This is a genomic window from Microbacterium sp. (genome assembly GCF_044508325.1).
In the GTDB taxonomy this organism is placed as follows: domain Bacteria; phylum Actinomycetota; class Actinomycetes; order Actinomycetales; family Microbacteriaceae; genus Microbacterium.
In genome coordinates, this window is sequence record NZ_JBIQHX010000010.1 from 50,346 (window position 1) to 73,211 (window position 22,866).

Consider the following 22,866-nt stretch of genomic DNA (forward strand, 5'->3'; position numbering starts at 1 on the left):
AGCAGAGAGGAGGTGGCCACATGACGACGCACGTCGAGACGCTGATCGTGGGAGCCGGTCAATCCGGGCTCGCCGTCAGCGCACTGCTGAGCGCCGCCGGACGCGAGCACGCGGTCATCGACCGCGGCGACGTCGGCGAACGCTGGAGGTCCGAACGCTGGGACTCGCTGCGCCTGCTCACCCCGAACTGGCTCTCGCGCCTCCCGGGCTGGTCGTACCGCGGCCCGGCCCCCGAGGGACACATGACCGCGCACGAGGTCGCCGCCTATCTGGACGAGTACGCCGCGTCCTTCCACGCGCCGATCGTGCCGCAGACGGCTGTCCTGCGAGTCACACGGGAGTGCGGCCGGTTCCGGGTGGTGGCGTCGCGGGGCGACTGGATCGCCCGCAACGTGGTGGCCGCCACCGGTGCCCACGTGCTCCCGCGGGTCCCCGCGGGAATCGGCACCACCGGCATCCCGGTGGTGCCGAGCACGAGCTATCGGCGGCCGTCCGACCTGCCTGCCGGAGACGTGCTCGTCGTGGGGGCGTCGTCGTCCGGCGTCCAGATCGCGGATGAGCTCGCCGGCGCGGGACGTCGGGTCGTGCTCGCCGTCGGTCGGCACACCCGCGTCCCGCGGAGCTATCGGGGAATGGACCTGTTCTGGTGGCTGGAGCGGCTCGGCAAGCTGGCGCGCACGGTCGACGAACTGCCCGCGCGCGCGGCGGCGCGGCCGGAGACCTCGCTGCAGCTGGTCGGATCGGCCGGCCCGCCGCGGGCGGTCGATCTGCTCGCCCTGCAGGCGCGGGGCGTGCAGCTGACCGGACGCCTGCTCGAGTTCAGCGACAGCCGCGTGCGGTTCGACGACGGACTCCGGGATGCCGCGGCGGCCGCCGACGCCGCGATGCACCGGCTGCTCGACCAGATCGACGCACACGTCGCGGCGGCCGGACTCGAGCGCGAGGTGCTCCCGGCGCGCCGGCCCCCGGCCGTCGCGCCGTCGATCGTTCCGCTGCGGACGGCCCCGCACCCGCAGGACTTCGCCTGCGTCGTGCTCGCGTCGGGGCTCCTGCCCGACTGGTCGTGGCTGGGCGATCCGGTTCCCGGTGCGCACGGGACGATCGCGCAGCACCGCGGCGCGACGGAGGTGCCGGGACTGTACGTGGTCGGTCAGCACTTCCAGCATCGGCGCGACTCGACCTACATCGACGGCGCCCGGCACAACGCCCGCGATGTCGTCGGCCACCTGCTCGCCGAGGCGCCGCCGGTCGTCAGATCGTGACGAGTGCGTCGCGACACCGGTCGGCGTCGCGCAGCTGGCCGGCGATGCGGAAGAGCCGGTCGGCCTCGCCGAACAGGGCCCTGGCATTCTCGGGCGAGCCTTCTGCAGCGGCGACGTGGGCGCGGGCCTCCGCCACGGCGGCCGTCCAGGCAGGCCCTTCGAACCGGACGGCGGACTCCTGTGCGATGCCCAGCTGACGATGCGCCTCCTCCAGGTCGCCGACGCGCGCGCAGGCGATGGCGGCGGGAACCGCGAGCATGACATCGCACACGATGCAGCGATCCGCGTCGGTCATCACCGCCGTCGCCCGGTCGACGACCGATCGGGCCACGTCGGGGTCGGGGGCGGCGGTGATCATCGCACCGTAGATCCGCTGCAGCAGGTGCGGGCTGAGCACGGACCAGCGGGCCAGCGGCAGGGCGTCATGGAGCAGTTCGTTCGCCTCGTCGAGCCGGCCTCGTGCGAGCTTGACCTCGGCGAGGCGCTGCATGCTGTGGGCTTCGCCGCCGGTGGCGCTGATGTCGCGGTGCAGGGCGATCGCCTCCGACAGCTCCTTCTCGGCGCGGTCGAGGTCGCCCTTCAGCAATGCGGCCTCGCCGATGAGCGCCGTCGCGAACGCCGTGCCCCGCATCGCGCCGGACTCGAGGGATGCGGCGCGCAGCTCTTCCGAATACGAGATGACCTCGTCGTACGGCATGTCGCCGTACAGCACGTACTCGGCGACGCACAGATGCGCATCGAACACGCTCGTGGCGAGCGACTCCCGTCCGCTGGTGCGTCGCAGCTCCATGCGGAACCGACCGAACGCGTCTCCGCGGTGGTGGGCGATGAGACCCTGCAGAGTGGCCAGATCGAGGATCTGCCAGTCCACATCGCCCAGATCGACGCGATCGCGCGCCTGACCCGAGATCAGCCAGGCGCTGTCCAGGTCGCCGCGGAAGTACGCCAGCGTGCCGCGGGCCAGCAGGGTGGGGGCGTCGGCGGCGTCGCCCTCGGGTGCCTGATCGCCCAGGGCCGCCTCGGCGGAGTCGAGGTCTCCGGCGTACGCGAGGACCCGGGCGAGCCGGGCGCGGGCGAGCCGGTGCTCGGTGCCGGTCGTCACCGCCAGCGCGGTGCGGTACGCCTCGGCCGTCTCCGGCGAGCCGATCGCGAAGAGCAGGTCGGCGCGTCGGGCGAGCAGGTGCGCCCGCTCGGTGGGCGGAGCGTGGTCGATGACGCGGTCGACGAGATCGAGCGCATCGCGGTACGCCCCCACCGCGCCGGCCTTGTCGACGGCGCGCACGACATAGGGCACCGCCTGCGCCGGCTGGGCGGCGTCCAGCAGCAGCCGCGCGACCCGGGCGGGAGCGGCGCCCAGCGCACTGAGGCGTGTGGCCACCTCCCGCTGCTCCGACGCCAGCTCGTGGGGAGGGATCGCCTCGACGATGGAATCCCGCAGCATGGGATGCCGGAATCGGTACCCCGTCTCGGTCGGCTCGATGAGCATGGCCCCGACAGCCTGGCCGAGCTGGGCGTAGGCCGCATCGGTGTCGACGTCGCTCATGGCGAGGAACTCGTCGGTCATGAACGTCGTGCCCAGCAGCGCGAGGCGGCGCAGCGGCCGCATCGCGGCCGGCGCCAGGGCCGAGAACGGCTGGCCCGCGGCACTGGTGGTGCGCCGCCGCGCCAGCTCGAGCGCCGTGAACGGGAGCCCTGCGCTCGCCTGGGCGATCGCGGTCACCAGTGACACGGGCAGCTCGGGGTGGGCGTCGGCGAGCAGGCGCTCGATGGCCGCGGCAGGCAGCGGGGTGACCTCAACGGTCAGGTCGCCCTGGTGGGCCACGATGCTCTGCACCTCATCGTCGTGCGCGCCCCCGGGCCGCCCGGCGAGCAGAAGGAGGACCGACTCGTCCTGCACGAAGCGAGCGAGATAGTGGAGCAGGCTCAGGGATGCCTCGTCCGCCTCGTGCACGTCGTCGATCACCACCAGCAGACCCCCGCCGGCGGATGCCACCCGGAGCAGCTCGGAGGTCGCCACGAACAGCCGGGAGTGGGCCGCTTCGCCCGTCCAGGTCAGATCGCCCGCCGCCATCGCGGCCTCGATCTCCTCACGGAGCGGATCGCCCAGTCCGTCCAGGAGCGCCGGATGACTGCGACAGAGCCTGCCGAGGGCCGCCATGACCGGGCCGTAAGGCCATTGCGATTCCACCGCCGATGCCGTCCAGCGCGCGATCCGGAAATCCCGGCGCGCCGCACCCGCGACGGCGAGGTCGAGCAGTGCGGTCTTGCCGACACCGGCGGGCCCGCGCAGCAGCATGACGCCGCCGCGACCCTCCGCGGCCGACTCGATCCGGGCCCGCAGGCGCTCGGCGATCTCCCGCCGGCCGATCAGCCGGGTGGGCGCGGGGACGGGGGCACGGGGCGCTGCGACGGCGACCCGTCCGCTCAGCTCCTGCTTCAACGCCCGCGCCGGTGGCCCGAGGTCCGCCCCGAGCTCGCGCTGGAGTGCGCGCTCGAGCCGCTCCAGCTGTCGCAGCGCCGCGCGGTGGTCGCCCTGCTGGATGAGCCGGCGGGCGACGGCCACCTGGGCCTCCTCGTCGGCAGGGTCGAGTTCGGCGAGCTCGGTCCAGCGGCCGGCGATCCGCAGCAGGGTGCGCTGCAGCTCGCGCAGCTCGTCGCGCGCCGGTGCGGCCCATTCCTCGTAGATGTCATCGGGCAGCAGGTCGCCGCCGTACAGCGCCAGGGCGGCCTCGGCGCGCTCGGCATCCTCCTCGGCGATCGCCTGACGCGCCGCCGTGCGGAACGCTCCGACGTCTGTGGTGACCAGGTCTGCCGGCTCGAGGGCGACGATGTCGCTGCGCAGCGAGATCGTCACTTCGGTGCGCTCCAGCGCCTTGCGTGCGAAATGGGCGGCCTTGTGCAGCCTGGGCGCGGCCTCCTCGAGGCTGAGAGCCGGCCACAGCTGGGTGACGACCTGCTCTCGGTGGAGCCGATGCCGTTCCGAGAGCGCGAGCAGCTTGACGAGCGACGCCGCGTGTCGTCTCGCCCAGGCCACCGGAGGCACGGACGCGCCGTCGACTTTGACGGTGAACCCGCCCAGCATCCGGAACTCGGTGCCGGTCATCACCTGAGCTCCTCCTTACCCTGCATAAGGTAGTCGCACCGCGGGGAGCGGTCCAGACAGGTGGGGCACCCGGGCGGGGAGAGAGGAGAGGTGGTCGACCTCGTCGCTCATCGCCGCGCTGTGCGCACGCAGCAGGCCACGCAGCTGCTCGAACGTCCAGTCGTACGCGGCGATCCGATCCGAGATCTCGAACAGACGCCGCGAGAGGCGGTCGCGCAGGACGCGGTACTCCGCCATCGCCACGGCCTCCGGCAGCCCTCCCGACATCGTCTCGACGACGGCCGTGGCCAGCAGGTCTGCGTCGCGCAGCGCGTCGGTCATCCCGTGCGCGGTGATGGGATCGCGGAAGAAGCCGGCGTCGCCGACCAGCGCCCAGCCCGGACCGGACGGCTGGCGCACCCACCCCGGGATGCCTCCCCAGCTGTGCAGCCGGCCGGAGGGCCCTTCTCCGGCCTGCACGCGCTCAGAGAGCGTCGGCGAGACCCGGCGCAGGAGCGCTGAGAACGCGGCATCCGGCCCGTCTCGTCGCAGTCGGCGCATCGCACCGGACGTCGTCGCGACGAAGACGCAGGTCTGGCCGTCGTTGGTGGGGATCAGACCGGCTGCCGCACCGGTGCCGTAGGCCCACTCGTATCCTTCGGCCGGCACCGCGAAGTGTCCGTACAGGACGGCACTGGCGTGGCGTCCGCGTCGCAGCGTCTCGGCGCCGCACTCGCGCGCGACCAGTGAAGCGAATCCGTCCGCGCCGATCGTGAGGGCGGCGCGCAGGGTCCGCTCCGGGCCGGAGCGCGCCGCCAGCGTGACGCCGGCGACGCGCCCCTCCTCCCGGATGAGGCTGCGCACCGCCGTCTCGGGCAGCACGACGGCCCCGGCATCCTCGGCGGCATCCAGAAGCAGTCCGTCGATGACGCGGCGGCGAGGTGCGTACAGAGCCGGCACCCCGAGTGAGGGACGGATGGTGACGTGCACCGGCGCGGTGTCCGGATAGTGGAACACGGTCGTGTGCACCGGTGGCGCGCCGGTCGCGGCGACGGCTCCGAGCAGCCCCCATCGATGCAGCTGCAGAACCCCCGCTCGCATCAGGCCGTGCGTCGAGACGGTGTCGCTGCCGCGAGCACTGCGCTCGACGACGGCGACACGCAGTCCCGCGCGTGCCAGCAGCAGGGCGGTGGATGCTCCGGCGATCCTGCCGCCCACGACGATGACGTCGAAGTCCGTCATGACGTGCCTCCCGTCTGGTCCGGCCGGCCGCGGTGCTACGCGACGCGCACGTCGACGTCGACCGCCGTGCCGTTGGTGAGCACGTCGTAGACCGCCGAGCGACGCTGCGACTGGGCGACGAGCTCGCGCACGGTCTGCTCGTCGGCATCCGCGTCGATCTCGAAGACCACGCGCAGGCTCTCGTAGCCGTTGCGCACCTCGCCGCCGCCGAGTCCCAGGATGCCGAGCAGGTCGATGTTCCCCTCGACCCGTGAGGTCACCGAGCGCAGCGTCACCGTGCGCGCCGCAGCGATGTTGGCGATGCCGGCGGTGAGGCACGCGGCGATCGCGTGCAGCAGGTACTCCACCGGCGTGGGTCCGTTGTCGGCGCCGACCAGCACCGTGGGGTGATCGGAGTCGACGACGGTGACGTGACGGTGCTCCAGCTCCTGCGTGGCGCCGTAGAAATCGGCGAACGACGAGCGGCTGTGCGTGCCGGTGACCCAGCTGTTGGTGGCGCGGAACGTGAACTTCGCGATCTCGGGCTGGGACTTGACCGCGTCGAGCGTGGCGAACAGGGTGGCGGTGTCGACGCCGTTGCGGTGCGTGTTCTCGGTTGCGATGGACATGTGTGCTGCTCTCCTTCATCGGTCGCCGGTGGCGACAGGTCTGCGGACCACGGGCGTGGTCGCTGCAGAGCACCGTGTCAGCCCGGTCTTCCCGCCGCCTTCCCCGCGTCGTCCGGGCAGGGATGCCGGGCGCGCCCGCGGGAAGCGGCGCGGAAGCCGCAGCGCAACGCCGTGGGCGTCCTAGCTCTGGGCTCCGGTGAGGGTGAGGGCGCCGCCCAGGCCGATCATCATGACGCCGCCGGTTCCGGCGAGGGTGGCCGTGCGCCGCGGCGAGCGGGCGAACCAGGTGCGGGCCGTCCCGGCCGCGAGCGCCCACACGCTGTCGCACGCGAGGGCCAGCGCCTGGAAGACGAGTCCGAGCGCGAGCAGCTGCGCCCAGGCGGGGCCGGTGGAGGGGTCGACGAACTGCGGCAGGACGGCGACGAAGAACGCCAGGGTCTTCGGATTGGTGAGACCGACGATGAACCCCTGCCGCAGCAGCGTCCACGGCGAGGCGGGGGCGCGGGAGGCGGCGCGCCGGCCGTCGTGGCGGTGCCGGATGGCCTGGATGCCCAGCCACACCAGGTACAGGCCGCCGAGGATCTTCATCACGGTGAACGCGACCACGGAGGATGCCACGATCGCCCCCACGCCGAAGGCCACCGCGACGATGGCGGGCACGGTGCCGAGGGCGTTCCCGACCACGCTGAGCACCCCCGCCCGTCGCCCGAGCGCGATGGAGCGCCCGATCACGAACAGCACGCTCGGGCCCGGGATCACGATGAGGACCACGGAGACGACCGCGAACGCGACGAGGTTCTCCACCGGGATCATGAGGGCACGATACCGCCGGCAGGTTACCCCGATGTTTCGGTGCCGGCCGAAAGATCCCGCTTCTACGCTGGCGACATGACCGACCACCACTACGCGACGAGCCTCGCCTGGACCGGCAGCACCTCATCCGGCTACGCCGCCTACGGCCGTGCCCACGACGTCCGGTTCTCGGAGGACGTGCTGACCCTGAGCGCCGATGAGGCCTTCCGCGGCGATCCGGCGCTGCCCAATCCAGAGCAGCTGCTGCTCGCCGCGGTGAGCTCGTGCCAGCTGCTGTCATTCCTCGCGCTGGCGGCGCTGGAACGCGTCGATGTGGTGTCGTATCGCGACGACGCCGCAGCGGTCATGCCCGCCGGCGCCGAGCCGATGCGGATCACCCGGATCGACCTGGCCCCGCGTGTCCAGGTCCGCGGCGCCGATCGCGACGAGGTCGTGCGCCTGATCCACCGCGCGCACGACACATGCTATGTCGCCAACTCGCTGTCGGCGGAGGTCGTCGTGGCCCCGTCGATCGAGGTGCTCCCATGAACGATCTGTCGATTCCGGTGACCGACATCGCCGCCGACGTCGCGCGCATCGGAGCGGTGCTGGGCGCCGCCGGCCTGGGGCTGGAAGGAGGAGGGGTGTGGGGTGCGCACGCCCACTATCTCGTCGAGGACGGGCCGTCGGCCGTCGCGGCCCTCGAGGCGGCGGGCATCGGCGGCGCGGTGTCCGCGCCGGCCCTGATCGCGCCGCTGCGGGCGGACGTGCCCGGCGAGCTCGGTCGCATGATGATCGCGCTGGCATCCGCCGGTGTGCAGATCAGCGCGCAGTACAGTGATCACCACAACCGGAAGGTGTTCGTCACGGCTGATCTCCGACGTGCGCGGGAGGCGCTGCGATGACCGAGCCTGGCGTGTCGGTCGAGGCGCTCGGGAAGGCGATCTCGGAGCCGCGCCGGCTGCGGATGCTGCAGGAGCTCCTGGGCGGCGTGCCGCTGCCGGCGGGGGCTCTCGCCGCGCGGATCGGCGTCGCGCCGTCGACGGCGACAGGGCATCTCGCGCGTCTGCAGGAGGCGGGACTGGTCCGGATCGAGCAGCGCGGTCGCACCCGGCTGGCGAGCCTGGCCGACCCGAGCGTCGCCGAGGCGGTCGAGGCCCTCCTGCGGATGAGCGCCGAACCGCCCGTCTCGTCGTGGTCGGCAAGCGATCGTCGTCACGCGATGCGCCGGGCGCGCTCGTGCTACGACCATCTGGCGGGCGATCTCGGCGTGGCCCTCACCGACCACCTCGTCGCCCGGGGCTGGGTGGATGCGGATGTCGGTGCGGCCTTGGCCGGTGCGGACCGGATCGGCGAGGGACTCGGGGTGGACCTCGAGGTCGGCTCGTCGCGGCGCCCGCTCGTGCGCGGATGCGTCGACTGGACCGCTCGTCGCGCGCATCTGGCCGGACGGCTCGGTGCCGCCGTGCTCACGGCGCTGATCGCGGACGGGTGGCTCGAGCGCCGTCGCCACGACCGCGCGCTGCGCGTCACCTCGCGCGGTGCCGACCGGTTCGCGGCGCTGGGCATCGCGGCCTGACCAGCCTCCGGCCGAGCACCTGTCACATCCTGCCGGCGGGCGGTGTCTCATGGTCGACAGCAGTTCACTGAGGAGGAGAAATGGCTGACACCACCCGCATCCCGCCCACCGAGGTCACCGGAGCGTACGGCGCGATCGTGAAGTTCGCCGCGCGGAAGATGACCGGTAAGGTGCCCGACTCCGTCGGCGTCCTGTGGCACCACCGCGCGGTGATGAAGGATGCGATGGGCATCGGCGGCAAGGTCGAGAAGTGGCACGAGCTGGACCCCGACCTTGCGACGTTCGCCGGGATGGCTGCGGCGGCGACCGTGGGCTGCAGCTTCTGCCTCGATCTCAACTACTTCACGGCGCACAACCGCGGCGTGGACGACGCGAAGGTGCGCGAGGTGCCGCGGTGGCGCGAGGCATCCGTCTTCACCGAACTGGAGCGCCAGGTGATGGAGTACGCCGAAGCGGCGAGTCAGACGCCGCCCGCGGTGACCGACGAGCTGTCGGATGCGCTGCTCGCGCAGCTGGGCCCGGCGGCTCTGATCGAGCTGGCCGCGCGCGTCGCGTTCATGAACATGTCCGCCCGCATGAACGTGGCCCTCGGCATCCGGTCGGAGCATTTCGCGGACTCGTGCGACCTGCCTCCGCTGCCGGCGCCGAGCGTCGCCGCGACTGCGTAGGCTCGACGGCATGAGCGGGCATGCGCGCTCCGATGACGACCCGTTCGTCGTGCACCGGCGGCTGCTGTTCACGGTGGCCTACGAGCTGCTGGGATCGGCGGAGGACGCGGAGGACGTCCTGCAGGAGTCGTGGATCCGGTGGGCGGCGGTCGATCGGGCCGCCGTCCGCGAGCCGCGCGCCTATCTGGTGCGGATCGTGACCCGGCAGGCGCTCAACCATCTTCGCTCGACGTCCCGGCGACGCGAGGACTACGTGGGCGAGTGGCTGCCCGAGCCGCTGCTGACCAGTCCCGACGTCGCCGAGGACGTCGAACTCGCCGACAGCCTGTCGATCGCGATGCTGCTGGTGCTGGAGACCCTGGGCCCGGCCGAGCGCGCGGTGTTCGTGCTGCGCGAGGTGTTCGACGTGCCGTACGAGGAGATCGCGGATGCCGTGGGCAAGACGCCGTCGGCGGTCCGGCAGATCGCGCACCGGGCCAAGAGTCATGTCGCGGCGCGCCGACCGCGGGTGCACGTCGTCCGCTCGGAGCATGAGGAGGCGGTCGGCCGCCTGGTGGCCGCGATGAACACGGGCGACCTCCAGGGGCTCATGGACGTGCTCGCCCCGGACGTCGTGGCGATCGCAGACGGCGGCGGCAAGGTCCGCGGCGCGGCGCTGCGGCCGATCGTGGGCGCGCAGCGCCTGGCGCGGTACCTCGTCGGCGGGATCGCCAAGGCCGGCGGCCGGGTCGTGGCCGCCGAGGAGTGGGTCAACGGCCAGCCCGGCATGCGCGTGGAGCTGGACGGCGTCCTCGTGGGCGCGGTCAGCGTGACCGTGGAGAACGGCCGGATCACCCGCATCTACTCGATCGCCAACCCCGACAAGCTCGACCGGTTCGACGAGGCGGTCGCCCTCACCCGGTGACGCCCTCGTTCGTGCCGGTCCAGCCGCGCACGGAGTGGATCACCGCGGTCTTGGGGTACCGCCCGCGCGGCGGACCGAGCTCGAACAGGTCGATCATGAGGAACACCGGGTAGTCCGGCGCCTGCCGCAGACGCTGCACGACGCGGCCGCCGCACCCGAGGACCGTCTCGCCATCGCCCCAGATGGCCGTCCACGTGTGCGGGCGGCTCGCGTCGACGTCGAGCGGCGTCTCCCGCATGTCGGTGACCAGCCGGTCGTCGTGGTGGGCCTTGATGCCGCTGCGCGCGGTCCACCCGGTCGGGCCGGGCCGGGCGTCGATCTCGAAGATGCACACCTCGCCCGCGTCGCGGGGCGAGGTGTGCTCGGTGCCCACGAGCCACGCCGCGAGCATGCAGTCGGGGTCGCGGCTCGCGCTGACGGTGATGTCGACGCGGCCGCTGCGCGGCGCCCACAGGAGCTTCGTCGGCACGGGGGTGCGCACCGTCAGCGCGTCGGGCCGGTGCCGATGTGTTCCGCGGATGGAGCCGATCGGTCCGCCGAAGGAGCCCGTCTGCAGATTCGACACGCGCAGCGGCGCATCTTCCGGTCGCCAGTCCGGCTGGTCCGCGTCGATGCGCAGGATGAGGCCGTCGCGGCTGCGGGCGAAGCGGGCCGCGGCACGCTCCGGTGTCGTCCAGTGCTCCAGGTAGCCCGTGACCCAGAACGCGGGATCGGGGCCGCGCGAGAAGTCGTCGGCGAGGTCGGGATCGCGTGCAGGCGGCGCCGGCAGCGGGCTCGTCATGGTCCAATGATGCCTCGTTCGATCGGGACTATAGGCTCGATCTGCTGCCGTGCACGGGAAGGTGCGAGAGTTCATGTCCACACCGCCACCGCCGACGCGGTCGATTCCGCTCAGCGAGCCGCAGCGCTGGCGGGCGTTCTGGGTGTGCGTCGCCGTGGCCGCGCTCACGATCCTCGATCTGTCGAAGGTCAACGTCGCCCTGCCGTCGATCGAGGTGGCGCTGGGTTCGACGTCGACCGATCTGCAGCTCATCGTCTCGGGCTATGTGCTCACCTTCGGGCTGGTGCTGGTGCCGATGGGCCGCATCGGCGACCAGCGGTCGCGACGGCTGCTGTTCCTCGTCGGCCTCGCGCTGTTCACGGCCACGAGCCTGATGTGCGCGGTCGCCGTCAGCAGCGAGATGCTCCTCGTCGGGCGTCTGCTGCAGGGCGTTGCCGCCGGCATCCAGATGCCCCAGGTGATCGGTCTCATCCAGGAGCTGTTCCACGGGGCGGCGCGCGGCCGTGCGTTCGGCATGTTCGGGGCGATCATCGGGATCTCGACGGCGTTCGGGCCGACCCTCGGCGGGCTGCTGATCGAGCTGGGCGGTGCCGCCGACGGATGGCGCTGGATCTTCTGGATGAACATCCCCCTCTGCCTGGTCGCGATCGCGCTGGCGGCGTTCCTGCTGCCGGCGACCCGGCATCCGTCCACCACGCGGCTCGAGCTCGACCCGGTCGGAGTGCTGCTGTTCGGGCTCGCGGTCGTCGCCCTCATGTGGCCGTTCCTGTTCACCACCGGCTCGCCCGACGACGATCCGCGCCGCTGGTGGCTGCTGGTGGTGTTCGTCGTCTGTGCGGCCGCGTTCATCGCGTGGGAGCGGCGCTACGAGTCGCGCGGACGCGCTCCGCTCATCCCGCTGCGCCTGTTCCGCGTCTCGTCGTACCGCAACGGCACGCTCATCATGACCGCGTACCTCACGGCGCTGCCGCCGGTGTTCCTGCTCACCACCCTCTTCCTGCAGATCGGCCTCGGCATGTCGGCGCTGTACGCCGGCATGGTGACGATCGGGTTCGCGCTGGCGAGCTCTGTCGCCTCGTGGATCAGCGGGCACCTCGTGGCCCGCTACGGGCGCGCTCTCGTGGTGTGGGGTCTGGTCGGGGTGCTCGTGAGCATCGTCGCACTGACCGCGGCCGCCCTCTACGTGCCGGCCGACGGCGTCGGCTGGGTCATGGCCGGCATCATGGCCGTCGCGGGCTTCGCCGGAGGGGTCGTGATCTCGCCGAATCAGACTCTCACCCTCGAGGAGATCCCGGTCAGACGCGGCGGGCTGGCCGGATCGGTGGGCCAGCTCGGCCAACGGGTGGGCACGTCCATCGGCACGGCGGTCGCGCTGTCGCTGTTCTACGCGACGATCTACCGCGAGGAGCAGGGCACGGCATCCGCCCACGTCATCTACCACGACGCCTACGCGTACGGGATGGTCGCGTGCGCCCTGTTCGTCGCGCTGGCGTTCCTGCTCGGTCTGCTCGATCTCACCGCGCGGCGGCGGCGTCGTCCGACCGGCGAGGTCACCGACCAGGGATGACGGGCGCCTGCGCCAGCCGATCGGTGGCGGCGACCTGGCGGCGCAGCTCCGACACGAGCGCCTCGACCGCGACGTTGAAGCGTCCGATCTCGGCGTTGAGCTCGGCGACCTGCACGGGTGATCCCGCCGTCTCGGCCTCGAGCGCGGCATCCCGGATCAGATCGAGGCGTTCGGCGATCTCGGCGGCCTGATCGAGCACCTCGGTCGCGTCGGCGCTCGAGGCGAGGAAGGTCGACCACAGCGCGATCGCGCCGGCGAGCAGCCGTCGCTCGTCGACGATCGCGTGGCGCAGTGCGGTCAGCGACTCGGCGGAGGCGTGGGGCCCGATGGGCTCGATGAGCCGGGGCACGATCCTGCCGCGGGCGACCTCGCTCGCGTCGTCGTCGGCGAGGGCGTGCAGCATGTCGGTGAGAGCGAGCCGCGTGACCGGCGCCCAGCGCCGGTGGGTCGACCGGGCGATGACGCGGTCGACGATGAGGGCGGTCAGGATGAAGGTGACCACGCCGGCGGCGAGCCCGGACAGGATCACGTAGTCCTTCCACAGCCCGGTCGCGATGTCGATCCAGAGGATCACCGCGACCAGCGCCAGGGCGGCGATCACAGAGAGCTGACGGACGACGGCCCAGCGCATGGCATGCCTCCTGATCGTGCGCGAGAGCGCCCGCCGGGTGATCCCGTCGAACGCTCGCGGTCACCATACCGCTATTCGCAGGCGAGGCCGTCGTCGTCGCCGTCGCCGTTGTTCCCGGTGCCCGACGCGAACCAGTCGTAGATGTCGGCCTGGGATGGATCGTCCTTGCGGAAGGGCCCGGTGGGATCGCCCACCGTGTTCTTCTTGAGCTTCGAGCACGAGGAGTAGCTCATCCACCACGGGTCTTCGTCCGGGGCGGTCGTGCCGGGGGCCGCCGTCCGGCACGAGGTCGTCACGACCGAGCCGTCGGGTCCGGAGGTCGCGGTCTGCGCCGCGTGATACGCCTGCTCGCGGGGGTGCGCGGGGTAGCCGTCGGTGGAGTCGTACCTGGCCACGGCATTCCCCGACTCCAGCTGCATGAGTCCGAGGTCGACCCCCGCGGGCGTGGTGACGTAGCGGAGCAGCCGCCCGTGCCGGTCGCGATCGTTCTGGCCGGCCGGCAGCTCCAGGGAGACGGGATCGCCGGCGGCGAGCAGGCGCGAGATTGCGGCGGATGCCTCCCCGTCGCCGCACTCGCCGCGCTCGGGGGTGTCGATCCCGATGAGTCGGACCGTGCCCGCACTGGTCTCGACCGTGTCGCCGTCGACGACGGGGACGAACGCGACGCCCTCCGCATCGGTCGGGGAGGGAGCCGCTGGCGGCGTCGCCGTGCCGGATGCGCAGCCCGCCATCGCGACGGCGATCACTGTCGCCACGGCTGCCGATCGCAGCAGGCGCACGAAAGTCACGGGTGCTTCCCCTGTCCCGTCCCGAACCCCAGTTCCGGGACCTGCTCAGACTGTAGCGCGCCGGGGCGGCGGCCGGCCGCGCGGAAGGGGACCCACCCGCGCGCGGGGTAGCCTCGTCTCATGCCCTCCTCCGCTCCGACCAGTGCGACCCGCTGGGAGCCGCTCGACCCCGAGGGGGTCGCAGAGCTGCTGGCGGGGACGTCCGCTCGCTGGTGGCTGTCCGGCGGCGTCGCGCTCGAGCGGTGGCTGGGCCGTGCCATCCGCGAGCACCCGAACACCGACGTCAGCACGACCGCCGCCGACCTGGCCGCGCTGGTCGAGAGCCTGCCTGCCGGGTACAGCGCCTGGGCTCCCGACGGCGACGGAGTGATCGCCTGGGCCAGCGCGTCCCCCGACGCGGATCTGCAGCCGGTGCGGATCCACGACGACGCGGCCGGTGCCTGGGTGCTGCAGGTGAACGTCGAGGACGGCACCGACCGGGTGTGGCTGTACCGCCGGGACCCGCGGCTGCAGCTGCCCTGGGACCGCGCCGTGCTCGACGTCGACGGCATCCCCACCGGCGCGCCCGAGGTGCAGCTGGTCTTCAAGGCGCTGCGCCCGCGACCGGAGGACGACCTCGACAAGGACGCGGTGCTCCCGGAGCTGCCCGACCAGGCGCGGGCCTGGTACGAGCGGGCGATCCTCTCGATCCACCCGCACTCGTCGTGGTCGATCCACGTCCGCAGTCCGTTCGCGCCGGCCAAGGCGAGCTGGAACCGCCGGCGCAGCCAGGAGTAGGTGCGACCGCCTAATCGGTGGGCAGGGCGTCGAGCACGACAGAGCGGAACCAGCGCTGGGCCGGCGAGAGACTGGCCTCGCGGCGCGTGTAGAGAGCGACCGGCGTGCTGTGGCCGGGCCACGGCAGCTCGGCGATGCGCAGTCCGGGGAACCAGCCGCCGAACACCTCTGCGACATGCCGCGGCAGGAGCACCACCAGATCGGTCGCCTCGAGCACGGCCGGGACGGTCGCGTACTCCTCGACGGTGAGCGCGACCTGCGGCATGAGCCCGTGCTCGACGAGGGCCTGAAGCGGGTACACATGCCCGCCTCGCGAGGAGACCCGCACGAAGCGACGCCCGTCGAACATCCGGGGCCCCGTCCGCGGAAGCGGGTGCGCGCCGGAGGAGAGGGCCACGTACTCGACCCCGCGCACCCGCGTGCGCCACAGGCGCGGCGACTCCAGCACCGACACCGTGATGGCGAGGTCGATCGCGCCTCGCACGAGGCCGTCCTCGACCTGGTCCGCGTCCAGACGCTCCACCTGCAGATGCGGGACGGCTCCCTCGCGCGCGAGCGCGGCCATGATCGAGGGGAGGAAGGTCTGCTCGCCGATCGAGGTGAGCCCCAGGGTCAGCTCGCCGCTGAAGCTCCCCGGGTCGAACGCGTCGGGTGTGCTCACCGTCGCGTCGATCTGGGCGAGCGCCTCATGGAGGGGGCCGAACAGCTGCGTGGCCTTGGAGGTGGGCACCATGACGTGGCCTTCGCGGCGGAACAGCTCGTCGCCGAAGCGCTCCCGCAGCCGGGCGAGCGTGTAGCTCACGGTCGGCTGCGTCACCTGCAGGCGCTCGGCGGCGGCGGTCACGCTGCGCACCTCGTAGAGCACGACGAAGGTGCGCAGCTGATTCAGGTCGGCCAGCGGCATCCATCGATCCCATCTATCGAGAACGCATCGTACATCTATTGGACCACACCCGCGGGGCGGCTTAGAGTTCAAGCGACGACATCCGGCGCGGGCGCCCATTCGGGCGAAGCAGGAGTGCGCCGATGCACCCGAGAGAGCCCCGAGGGACAAGGACTCGCGATGATCATCGACATCCACGGCCACTACACGACCGCCCCTGCGCCGCTGGGGGCGTGGCGCGACCTTCAGATCGCTGCGGCGAACGGGCAGGGCGAAGCACCCGACCCCGCGACGCTGCAGATCAGCGACGACGAGATCCGCGAGAGCATCGAGGCGAACCAGCTCCGGCTCATGAACGACCGCGGCAGCGACGTCACCGTCTTCAGTCCGCGTGCCTCGTTCATGGCGCACCACATCGGCGACCTCGCCGTCAGCCAGACGTGGGCGCGCATCTGCAACGACCTGTGCGCCCGCGTCAGCGAGCTGTTCCCCGACCGCTTCCTGATGGGCGCCATGCTGCCCCAGTCGCCGGGCGCCGATCCCGCCACGAGCGTCGACGAGCTGACCCGCGCCGTCGAAGAGCTGGGTGCGGTCACCGTGAACCTGAACCCCGACCCGTCCGCGGGCAGGTGGACGGCGCCACCGATCACCGACCGCGCGTGGTACCCGATCTACGAGAAGCTCGTCGAGTACGAGATCCCCGCGATGGTGCACGTGTCCACGACGTGCCTGCCCGAGGTCATGCACACGACCGGAGACCACTACCTCAACGCCGACACCACCGCGTTCATGCAGCTGATCCGCGGGGGCGACACCCTGTTCGCCGACTTCCCCGACCTCAAGCTCGTCATCCCGCACGGCGGCGGCGCGATCCCCTACCACTGGGGCCGGTTCCGGGGTCTGGCCATGGCGCTGGGCAAGCCGGAGCTGGAGGAGTACCTCCTCGGCAACGTGTACGTCGACACGTGCGTCTACCACCAGGCGGGCATCGACCTGCTCACCGAGATCGTGCCGGCGGAGAACATCCTGTTCGCCAGCGAGATGATCGGCGCGGTCCGCAGCGTCGACCCGCGCGCCGGCCACTACTTCGACGACACCAAGCGCTACGTCGACGCCACGCCCAACCTCGACGACGCGCAGCGAGCCCAGGTCTTCGAGGGGAACGCGCGTCGCGTCTACCCGCGCCTGGATCGCGCGCTCGCCGCCCGAGGTCTCTGAGACCGGCACCCGAACCACCCACGAGGAGAAGAGAATGCGCCTGAACAACCTCGGGATCGTCCGCACCCGCATCGAGCGGCCCGACCCGGCCGATGTCGCCGAGCTCTCGAAGTACGGCGTCGCCACCATCCACGAGGCGATGGGCCGCGTCGGCCTCATGCGCCCGTACATCCGGCCCGTCTACACCGGGGCGAAGCTGTGCGGACCGGCTGTCACCGTGCTGCTGCAGCCCGGAGACAACTGGATGCTGCACGTCGCCGCCGAGCAGGTGCAGGACGGCGACGTGCTCGTCGCCGGCTGCACGACCGAGAGCGAGGACGGCTTCTTCGGCGAGCTGCTGGCCACCTCGCTCACCGCCCGCGGCTGCCGCGGCCTGGTCATCGACGGCGGTGTGCGCGACGTGGCCGACCTCGAGAAGATGGACTTCCCGGTCTTCTCACGGGCGATCAACGCCAAGGGGACCGTGAAGGCGACGATCGGCTCGGTGAACGTCCCGGTGGTGGTCGCCAACGCCCTCGTCAACCCCGGCGACGTCGTCGTCGCGGACGTGGACGGCGTGGTCGTCGTCCCCGGCGAGCTGGTCGCGCGGGTGGCCGAGGCATCCCGCACCCGGGAGGAGAACGAAGAGGCCAAGCGGCAGAAGTTCCGCGAGGGAGTGCTCGGCCTCGACATCTACGGCATGCGCGAGCCCCTGGCCGCGGCGGGCCTGGAGTACGTGGAGGACTGATGGCGCACGGAGACCCCTCGACCGGCTCGGGGACCGTAACCGGTGGATTCGAGAAGACGCCTGGCTGGCTGGACTGGTACGACGGGCCGAGCACGCCCACCTTCCGGCTGCCCGAGGGCGCCGTCGACGCGCACTGCCACGTGTTCGGGCCCGGGGCGCAGTTCCCCTATGCCCCGGAGCGCAAGTACACCCCGTGCGACGCGTCGGCCGCGCAGCTCTTCGCGCTGCGCGACCACCTCGGCTTCGACCGCAACGTCATCGTGCAGGCCACCTGCCACGGCGCGGACAACCGGGCGCTCGTCGATGCGCTGCAGCGCAGCGACGGGCGGGCGCGCGGCGTGGCCACCGTCCGCCGCGATGTCACCGAGGAGCAGCTGCGCGAGTTGCACGAGGCCGGGGTGCGCGCAGTCCGGTTCAACTTCGTCAAGCGCCTCGTGGACCGGGTCCCCACCGACTCCCTCGACGAGATCGTCGCCAAGATCGCCCCGCTCGGGTGGCACGTCGTCATCTACTTCGAGGCCGAGGATCTGCCCGAGCTGTACGACTTCTTCTCGGCGATCCCCACCGACGTGGTCGTGGACCACATGGGCCGGCCCGATGTCACCAAGGACCCGGACGGACCCGAGTTCGGGCTCTTCCTGCGGTTCCTGCGGGAGAACCCGAATGTGTGGTGCAAGGTGTCGTGCCCCGAACGACTCTCAGTCACCGGTCCTCGCGCCCTGAACGGCGAGCAGCGCGCTTACACTGACGTCGTCCCGTTCGCGCGACGCGTCGTCGAGGAGTTCCCCGACCGGGTGCTGTGGGGCACGGATTGGCCGCACCCCAACCTCAAGGACCACATGCCGGACGACGGGCTGCTGGTCGACTACATCCCCCACATCGCACAGACACCCGAACTGCAGCGGAAGCTGCTCGTGGACAACCCTCGACGCCTCTACTGGCAAGAAGGAGCATGACATGGCACTCGACAAGCCGTACAAGGACATCCCCGGCACGATCATCTTCGATGCCGAGCAGGCCCGCAAGGGCTACCACCTCAACCAGTTCTGCATGTCGTTCATGAAGCCCGAGAACCGTGAGCGGTACCTCGCGGACCGCGAGGCGTACCTCGAGGAGTGGCCGCTCAGCGACGCGCAGAAGCAGGCGGTGCTCGACCTCGACCTCAATGCCTGCATGCGCGAGGGCGGCAACATCTACTTCCTCGCCAAGCTCGGCGCCACCCACGGGCTCAGCTTCCAGCAGATGGCGGGCTCGATGACCGGTATGTCGGAGGCGGCATACCGGGACATGATGGTCAACGGCGGTCGCAGCCCGAAGGGGAACCGCCTCAAGGACCTCGACGGCTGGACGCCCCCGGAGCCGGGCGAGAAGGCCGAGACCATGCGCGAGAACCCTCCCGCGAGGTTCACCTCGGCGCTGTTCACCTCGCACGTGCCGGCGATCGGCGCGGCGATGGACCTGGGCAAGACCGAGGAGCCGTACTGGAAGAAGGTCTTCGACGGCTACACCTGGACCCGCAAGTGGATGAAGGAGAACACGCCTGACGTCATCATCCTCGTCTACAACGACCACGCCACGGCGTTCGACTCCAACATCATCCCGACGTTCGTGCTGGGAACGGGGGAGTACTACCCGGTGGCCGACGAGGGCTACGGCCCCCGTCCGGTGCCCGACGTCCGCGGCTACCCGGAGCTGGCGGCGCACATCGCCCAGTCGGTCATCCAGGACGACTTCGACCTGACCCTCGTCAACGAGATGGTCGTCGACCACGGCCTCACCGTGCCGCTGTCGCTCGCGTTCGGCGAGCTCCCGGCGGACGGAGAATGGCCGTGCCGCGTCATTCCGCTGCCGGTCAACGTCGTGCAGTACCCGGTGCCGTCCGGCCGTCGCTGCTACGAGCTGGGCAAGGCGATCCGCCGCGCCCTCGACAAGTGGGACGGCCCCGAGCTCAACGTGCAGATCTGGGGCACCGGCGGCATGAGCCACCAGCTCCAGGGTCCGCGCGCCGGCCTGATCAACGAGGAGTGGGACAACGCGTTCCTCGACCACCTCATCGCCGACCCGCTGGGCCTGACCGAGTGGCCCCACCTCGAGTACGTCGACGAGGCGGGCTCGGAGGGCATCGAGCTCGTCGACTGGCTCATCGCCCGCGGCGCGATGGACGACCAGTTCGGCGGCGGCGCCCCGGTGGTCGACCACCGCTTCTACCACGTGCCGGCGTCGAACACCGCGGTCGGGCACCTCGTGATCTCGAACCCGGTCGCTGTGCCCGGCCAGGATGCGCAGCCCGCGAGCGAGGACGTCCCGGAGCCCGCCCACGTCTGAGCCGGCCTCCTGATGAGCCGAGAGCAGCAATCGACCCACAAGGAGACAGAATGACGAACGACAGGGTTCGGGTCGCCGTCGTCGGCGCCACCGGCGCCTTCGGCAGGAAGCACCTCGAAGGACTCGCCGAGATCCCCGAAGCCGAGGTGACGGTCGTCACCGGCACCTCGACCGAGAAGGCGCAGGCCGTCGCCGATGAGTTCGGCGTCCCGAACGCCGTCGTCGGGTTCGAGCCCGTGCTCGAGCGCGACGACGTCGACGCGGTGATCCTCGCCACACCGACCCAGCAGCACGCCGCCCAGACCCGCGCCGTGCTGGCCGCGGGCAAGCACGTCGAGGTCGAGATCCCGCTGGCGGACTCGCTGGCCGACGCCGAGGCGACGCTGGCCGCCGCCGAGGCGTCGGACCGCGTCGCCATGGTCGGCCACACCCGCCGGTTCAACCCCTCGCACCAGTGGGTGCACAACCGGGTCGTCAGCGGCGAGTTCGCGGTGCAGCAGATGGACGTGCAGACGTACTTCTTCCGCCGCACGAACACCAACGCCAAGGGTGAGCCCCGTTCGTGGACCGATCACCTGCTGTGGCACCACGCCGCCCACACCGTCGACCTGTTCGCCTATCAGGCGGGCCGGATCGTCGAGGCGAAGGCGATGCAGGGGCCGATCCACCCGGACCTGGGGATCGCCATGGACATGGGGATCCTGCTCAGGAGCGAGTCGGGCGCGATCTGCACCCTGTCCCTGTCGTTCAACAACGAGGGCCCGTTCGGGACCTTCTTCCGCTACATCGGCGACACCGGCACCTATCTCGCCCGCTACGACGACCTGTACACCGGTCATGACGAGCAGATCGACGTGTCGCAGGTCGCGGTGAGCATGAACGGCATCGAACTGCAGGACCGCGAGTTCATCGCCGCGATCCGCGAGGGCCGCGAGCCGAACTCGTCGATCCGCCAGGTCATCGACTGCTACCGCGTGCTCGGCGCACTCGAGGATCAGCTGGCGTGAGGCTGCCGCGCATCGGCCTCGGCTGCATGTCGCTGAGCCACGCCTACGGGGTCCCCCCGTCGCCGGAAGACGGCCTGGCCGTGCTGCGCGATGCCCTCGATGCAGGGGTGCGCATGCTCGACACGGCGACGCTCTACGGCGGCGGCCGCAATGAGGAGCTCGTCGGACGCGCCCTCGCCGCGGTCGGACCCGCACGCCGCGACGAGATCGTCCTCGCCAGCAAGGGGGGCATGGCACCGGTCGACGGGGTCAAGACGATCGACGGCCGCCCCCAGACGCTTCGCGCGCAGGTGGATGCCTCGCTGCAGCGGCTCGGCGTCGACCACATCGACCTCTACTACCTGCACCGCTGGGACCGCCGCGTGCCCATCGGCGAGAGCGTCGGAGCCCTCGCTGAAGCCGTCGCCGCCGGCAAGATCGGCGCGATCGGCCTGTCGGAGGTGTCGGTCGCGCGCCTGCATGAGGCGCAGGAGGTCGCCCCGATCGCGGCGGTGCAGAACGAGTACTCGCTGTGGAGCCGCAATCCGGAGCTCGGGATGCTGGAGGCTACCCGCGAGACCGGCGTCACCCTGGTCGCGTTCTCACCGGTCGCGCGCGGCTTCCTCGCCGACGGGGTCGGCGACCCGGACCGGTTCGCCCCGAAGGACATCCGCCGGAACATGCCCCGGTTCCAGCCGGAGCACTGGCCGGCCAACGCCGCACTCCTGCCTCCGTGGCGGGCCCTCGCGGCAGAGGCCGGCTGCACCCCCGCCCAGCTCGCCCTGGCCTGGGTGCTCTCCCGCGGCGACCACGTCGTCGCGATCCCGGGCACCACCGACGCCGGCCACGTGCGCGAGAACCTGGCCGCGGCAGACCTCGTCGTCGATCCGGCGATCCTGCAGCGGGCGGGCGAGCTCATCGACACCCCGACCGTGTCGGGTCCGCGCTACAACGCGGCAAGCTCCGCCGAGGTCGACGCCGAGACCTTCGACGAGGCGGCATGAAGGCCATCTCGTCCATGGCCACCCGCCATGTGCTCGCAGATCTGGCCGCGGCGGCGGCCGAGGCGGGGCTGCCCGAGGTGCGCTTCGAATCGGTCGGGGGAGTGGATGCCGCGCGGCGCGTGGCGGCCGGCGAGCGGTTCGACCTCGTGTTCCTGGCCGCCGGCGCCCTCGAGCGACTCGGCGCCGACGGTCACGTGGACGCCGCCACGGTCACGCCGCTGCTGCTGTCGCAGGTCGCGGTCGCCGTGCCCTCCGGCTCCGACCAGCCCGCGACGCGTCCCGCCGGCGCGGCCTTCGCGGACGCCGAGGGAGTGCGCACCGCGCTGCGCGCGGCCTCCCGCATCGGCTACTCCACCGGACCCAGCGGCACCGCGCTGGTGCGCATGGTCGACGACTGGGGGATGGCCGACGAGGTCGGCGACCGGCTCGTCCAGGCGCGCCCCGGCATCCCGGTCGCCAAGCTCCTCGCCGACGGCGAGGTCGATCTGGGCTTCCAGCAGCTCAGCGAGCTGGTCGGCCAGCCGGGCGTGCGCATCCTCGGGGTGATGCCCGGCGATTGCGCCATCGACACCGTCTTCTCCGGCGCCGTCGCCACGGCTGCCGCAGACGCGGCGGCTGCCCGCGGCATCCTGACTCTCTTCGCGTCCGATTCCGTCGCGCCCGTCAAGGCCGCGCACAGCTTCGGCACCCCCTGAGAGGAAGGAGCAGCATGTCCGGTATCGAGATCCACCGCTCGCGCGAGGAGGCCGTCGACCAGCGCGTCGACTCCCACAGGCCCGGGCACGCGTGCGCGTGCGGCGAGCACGACGAGGGTGTCCCCGAGCTCGATGTGCAGACGATCCCGCACGCGATCCGGCATGCGGCGATCTTCGGCGCGCTCGAGTCGCTGATCCCCGGGGGTGCGCTGATCATCTCCGCCACGCACGACCCGGTGCCGCTGCTGACGCAGCTGGAGGCGCGTCACGGCGATGCCTTCGCGGCCGAGTACCGTCAGCGCGGACCGGAGCGCTGGCGCATCCTCATCCGCCGCACGGCCTGACCC

The 22,866-nt window shown here is 71.7% G+C and carries 24 protein-coding genes; 16 read left to right on the forward strand and 8 right to left on the reverse strand.

All coding sequences use genetic code 11. The annotated features are described in order from the left end of the window. Nucleotides 1-20 precede the first annotated feature (20 nt). A complete protein-coding gene (locus ACIWQI_RS09890) occupies nucleotides 21-1,262 on the forward strand; it encodes an NAD(P)-binding domain-containing protein (protein WP_396657054.1) in 1,242 nt (413 codons plus the stop codon). Here ACIWQI_RS09890 and ACIWQI_RS09895 read toward each other — a convergent pair. From ACIWQI_RS09895 to ACIWQI_RS09910, 4 genes are all read right to left on the reverse strand, one after another. After that, entirely contained in the window at nucleotides 1,252-4,365 is a 3,114-nt protein-coding gene (locus ACIWQI_RS09895; protein ID WP_396657055.1) for an ATP-binding protein, read from the reverse strand. The two genes, ACIWQI_RS09890 and ACIWQI_RS09895, sit on opposite strands and share 11 nt — an antisense overlap. Before the next feature lie 15 nt (nucleotides 4,366-4,380). Beyond that, a complete protein-coding gene (locus ACIWQI_RS09900; RefSeq protein ID WP_396657056.1) occupies nucleotides 4,381-5,586 on the reverse strand; it encodes an NAD(P)/FAD-dependent oxidoreductase in 1,206 nt (401 codons plus the stop codon). 35 nt (nucleotides 5,587-5,621) lie between these two features. Continuing rightward, nucleotides 5,622-6,194, reverse strand: a complete 573-nt coding sequence (locus tag ACIWQI_RS09905; RefSeq protein ID WP_396657057.1) for an OsmC family protein — start codon at nucleotides 6,192-6,194, stop codon at nucleotides 5,622-5,624. A 180-nt stretch (nucleotides 6,195-6,374) separates the two neighbouring features. Then, nucleotides 6,375-7,007, reverse strand: coding sequence for a LysE family translocator (locus ACIWQI_RS09910; protein ID WP_396657059.1), 633 nt, complete (start codon nucleotides 7,005-7,007; stop codon nucleotides 6,375-6,377). A 75-nt stretch (nucleotides 7,008-7,082) separates the two neighbouring features. Between ACIWQI_RS09910 and ACIWQI_RS09915 the strand changes: the two genes are divergently transcribed. The 5 genes from ACIWQI_RS09915 to ACIWQI_RS09935 all read left to right on the forward strand — a co-directional run bounded on the left by ACIWQI_RS09915 (nucleotide 7,083) and on the right by ACIWQI_RS09935 (nucleotide 10,137). After that, a complete protein-coding gene (locus tag ACIWQI_RS09915) occupies nucleotides 7,083-7,535 on the forward strand; it encodes an OsmC family protein (protein ID WP_396657061.1) in 453 nt (150 codons plus the stop codon). Next, nucleotides 7,532-7,891, forward strand: a complete 360-nt coding sequence (locus ACIWQI_RS09920; protein ID WP_396657063.1) for a hypothetical protein — start codon at nucleotides 7,532-7,534, stop codon at nucleotides 7,889-7,891. Before ACIWQI_RS09915 ends, ACIWQI_RS09920 begins: the two co-directional genes overlap by 4 nt. After that, nucleotides 7,888-8,565 carry an ArsR/SmtB family transcription factor gene (locus tag ACIWQI_RS09925; protein ID WP_396657065.1) on the forward strand — a complete coding sequence of 226 codons (678 nt, stop codon included), beginning with the start codon at nucleotides 7,888-7,890 and terminating at the stop codon, nucleotides 8,563-8,565. The genes ACIWQI_RS09920 and ACIWQI_RS09925 overlap by 4 nt, the downstream gene beginning before the upstream one ends. A gap of 80 nt (nucleotides 8,566-8,645) precedes the next feature. After that, nucleotides 8,646-9,233: a carboxymuconolactone decarboxylase family protein gene (locus ACIWQI_RS09930; RefSeq protein WP_396657067.1), complete on the forward strand. Its 588-nt coding sequence runs from the start codon at nucleotides 8,646-8,648 to the stop codon at nucleotides 9,231-9,233. A 10-nt stretch (nucleotides 9,234-9,243) separates the two neighbouring features. Beyond that, nucleotides 9,244-10,137 (forward strand): RNA polymerase sigma-70 factor, encoded by an 894-nt coding sequence (locus ACIWQI_RS09935; RefSeq protein WP_396657068.1) that lies wholly within the window; start codon nucleotides 9,244-9,246, stop codon nucleotides 10,135-10,137. Here the strand turns inward: ACIWQI_RS09935 and ACIWQI_RS09940 are convergent. Continuing rightward, complete coding sequence (locus ACIWQI_RS09940; RefSeq protein WP_396657070.1) at nucleotides 10,127-10,918, reverse strand: hypothetical protein; 792 nt, start codon at nucleotides 10,916-10,918, stop codon at nucleotides 10,127-10,129. The two genes, ACIWQI_RS09935 and ACIWQI_RS09940, sit on opposite strands and share 11 nt — an antisense overlap. Nucleotides 10,919-10,991: 73 nt before the next feature. Here ACIWQI_RS09940 and ACIWQI_RS09945 point away from each other — a divergent pair, with 73 nt between their 5' ends. Beyond that, nucleotides 10,992-12,485 (forward strand): MFS transporter, encoded by a 1,494-nt coding sequence (locus ACIWQI_RS09945; RefSeq protein WP_396657072.1) that lies wholly within the window; start codon nucleotides 10,992-10,994, stop codon nucleotides 12,483-12,485. Here ACIWQI_RS09945 and ACIWQI_RS09950 read toward each other — a convergent pair. Then, on the reverse strand, nucleotides 12,469-13,116 hold the full coding sequence (locus ACIWQI_RS09950; protein ID WP_396657074.1) for a hypothetical protein: 648 nt from the start codon (nucleotides 13,114-13,116) through the stop codon (nucleotides 12,469-12,471). The genes ACIWQI_RS09945 and ACIWQI_RS09950 overlap by 17 nt on opposite strands. 71 nt (nucleotides 13,117-13,187) lie before the next feature. After that, nucleotides 13,188-13,904, reverse strand: a complete 717-nt coding sequence (locus ACIWQI_RS09955) for a thermonuclease family protein (protein WP_396657075.1) — start codon at nucleotides 13,902-13,904, stop codon at nucleotides 13,188-13,190. Between the two features lie 120 nt (nucleotides 13,905-14,024). Here ACIWQI_RS09955 and ACIWQI_RS09960 point away from each other — a divergent pair, with 120 nt between their 5' ends. Continuing rightward, nucleotides 14,025-14,681 (forward strand): nucleotidyltransferase domain-containing protein, encoded by a 657-nt coding sequence (locus ACIWQI_RS09960; protein ID WP_396657077.1) that lies wholly within the window; start codon nucleotides 14,025-14,027, stop codon nucleotides 14,679-14,681. Between the two features lie 10 nt (nucleotides 14,682-14,691). On the opposite strand, the gene ACIWQI_RS09965 is transcribed toward ACIWQI_RS09960, so the two are convergent. Continuing rightward, entirely contained in the window at nucleotides 14,692-15,585 is an 894-nt protein-coding gene (locus ACIWQI_RS09965) for a LysR family transcriptional regulator (RefSeq protein ID WP_396657079.1), read from the reverse strand. A gap of 159 nt (nucleotides 15,586-15,744) precedes the next feature. Here ACIWQI_RS09965 and ACIWQI_RS09970 point away from each other — a divergent pair, with 159 nt between their 5' ends. Genes ACIWQI_RS09970 through ACIWQI_RS10005 form a run of 8 tightly spaced genes read left to right on the forward strand, consistent with a single transcriptional unit; the run spans nucleotide 15,745 to nucleotide 22,863 of the window. Next, on the forward strand, nucleotides 15,745-16,782 hold the full coding sequence (locus ACIWQI_RS09970; RefSeq protein ID WP_396657081.1) for an amidohydrolase family protein: 1,038 nt from the start codon (nucleotides 15,745-15,747) through the stop codon (nucleotides 16,780-16,782). 34 nt (nucleotides 16,783-16,816) lie between these two features. Beyond that, the gene (gene ligK, locus ACIWQI_RS09975) at nucleotides 16,817-17,509 is read left to right on the forward strand and encodes a 4-carboxy-4-hydroxy-2-oxoadipate aldolase/oxaloacetate decarboxylase (protein WP_396657083.1); all 693 of its coding nucleotides are present in this window, start codon (nucleotides 16,817-16,819) and stop codon (nucleotides 17,507-17,509) included. Next, nucleotides 17,509-18,465 (forward strand): amidohydrolase family protein, encoded by a 957-nt coding sequence (locus ACIWQI_RS09980; protein WP_396657085.1) that lies wholly within the window; start codon nucleotides 17,509-17,511, stop codon nucleotides 18,463-18,465. Before ligK ends, ACIWQI_RS09980 begins: the two co-directional genes overlap by 1 nt. A gap of 1 nt (nucleotide 18,466) precedes the next feature. Next, the gene (locus tag ACIWQI_RS09985; protein ID WP_396657087.1) at nucleotides 18,467-19,834 is read left to right on the forward strand and encodes a protocatechuate 4,5-dioxygenase subunit alpha/beta; all 1,368 of its coding nucleotides are present in this window, start codon (nucleotides 18,467-18,469) and stop codon (nucleotides 19,832-19,834) included. Between the two features lie 50 nt (nucleotides 19,835-19,884). Next, nucleotides 19,885-20,841: a Gfo/Idh/MocA family oxidoreductase gene (locus ACIWQI_RS09990; protein ID WP_396657089.1), complete on the forward strand. Its 957-nt coding sequence runs from the start codon at nucleotides 19,885-19,887 to the stop codon at nucleotides 20,839-20,841. Next, on the forward strand, nucleotides 20,838-21,824 hold the full coding sequence (locus ACIWQI_RS09995; protein WP_396657091.1) for an aldo/keto reductase: 987 nt from the start codon (nucleotides 20,838-20,840) through the stop codon (nucleotides 21,822-21,824). Before ACIWQI_RS09990 ends, ACIWQI_RS09995 begins: the two co-directional genes overlap by 4 nt. Continuing rightward, the gene (locus ACIWQI_RS10000; RefSeq protein WP_396657093.1) at nucleotides 21,821-22,519 is read left to right on the forward strand and encodes a substrate-binding domain-containing protein; all 699 of its coding nucleotides are present in this window, start codon (nucleotides 21,821-21,823) and stop codon (nucleotides 22,517-22,519) included. Before ACIWQI_RS09995 ends, ACIWQI_RS10000 begins: the two co-directional genes overlap by 4 nt. A gap of 14 nt (nucleotides 22,520-22,533) precedes the next feature. Further along, nucleotides 22,534-22,863, forward strand: coding sequence for a DUF2249 domain-containing protein (locus ACIWQI_RS10005; RefSeq protein ID WP_396657095.1), 330 nt, complete (start codon nucleotides 22,534-22,536; stop codon nucleotides 22,861-22,863). The last annotated feature ends 3 nt before the right edge of the window (nucleotides 22,864-22,866 follow it).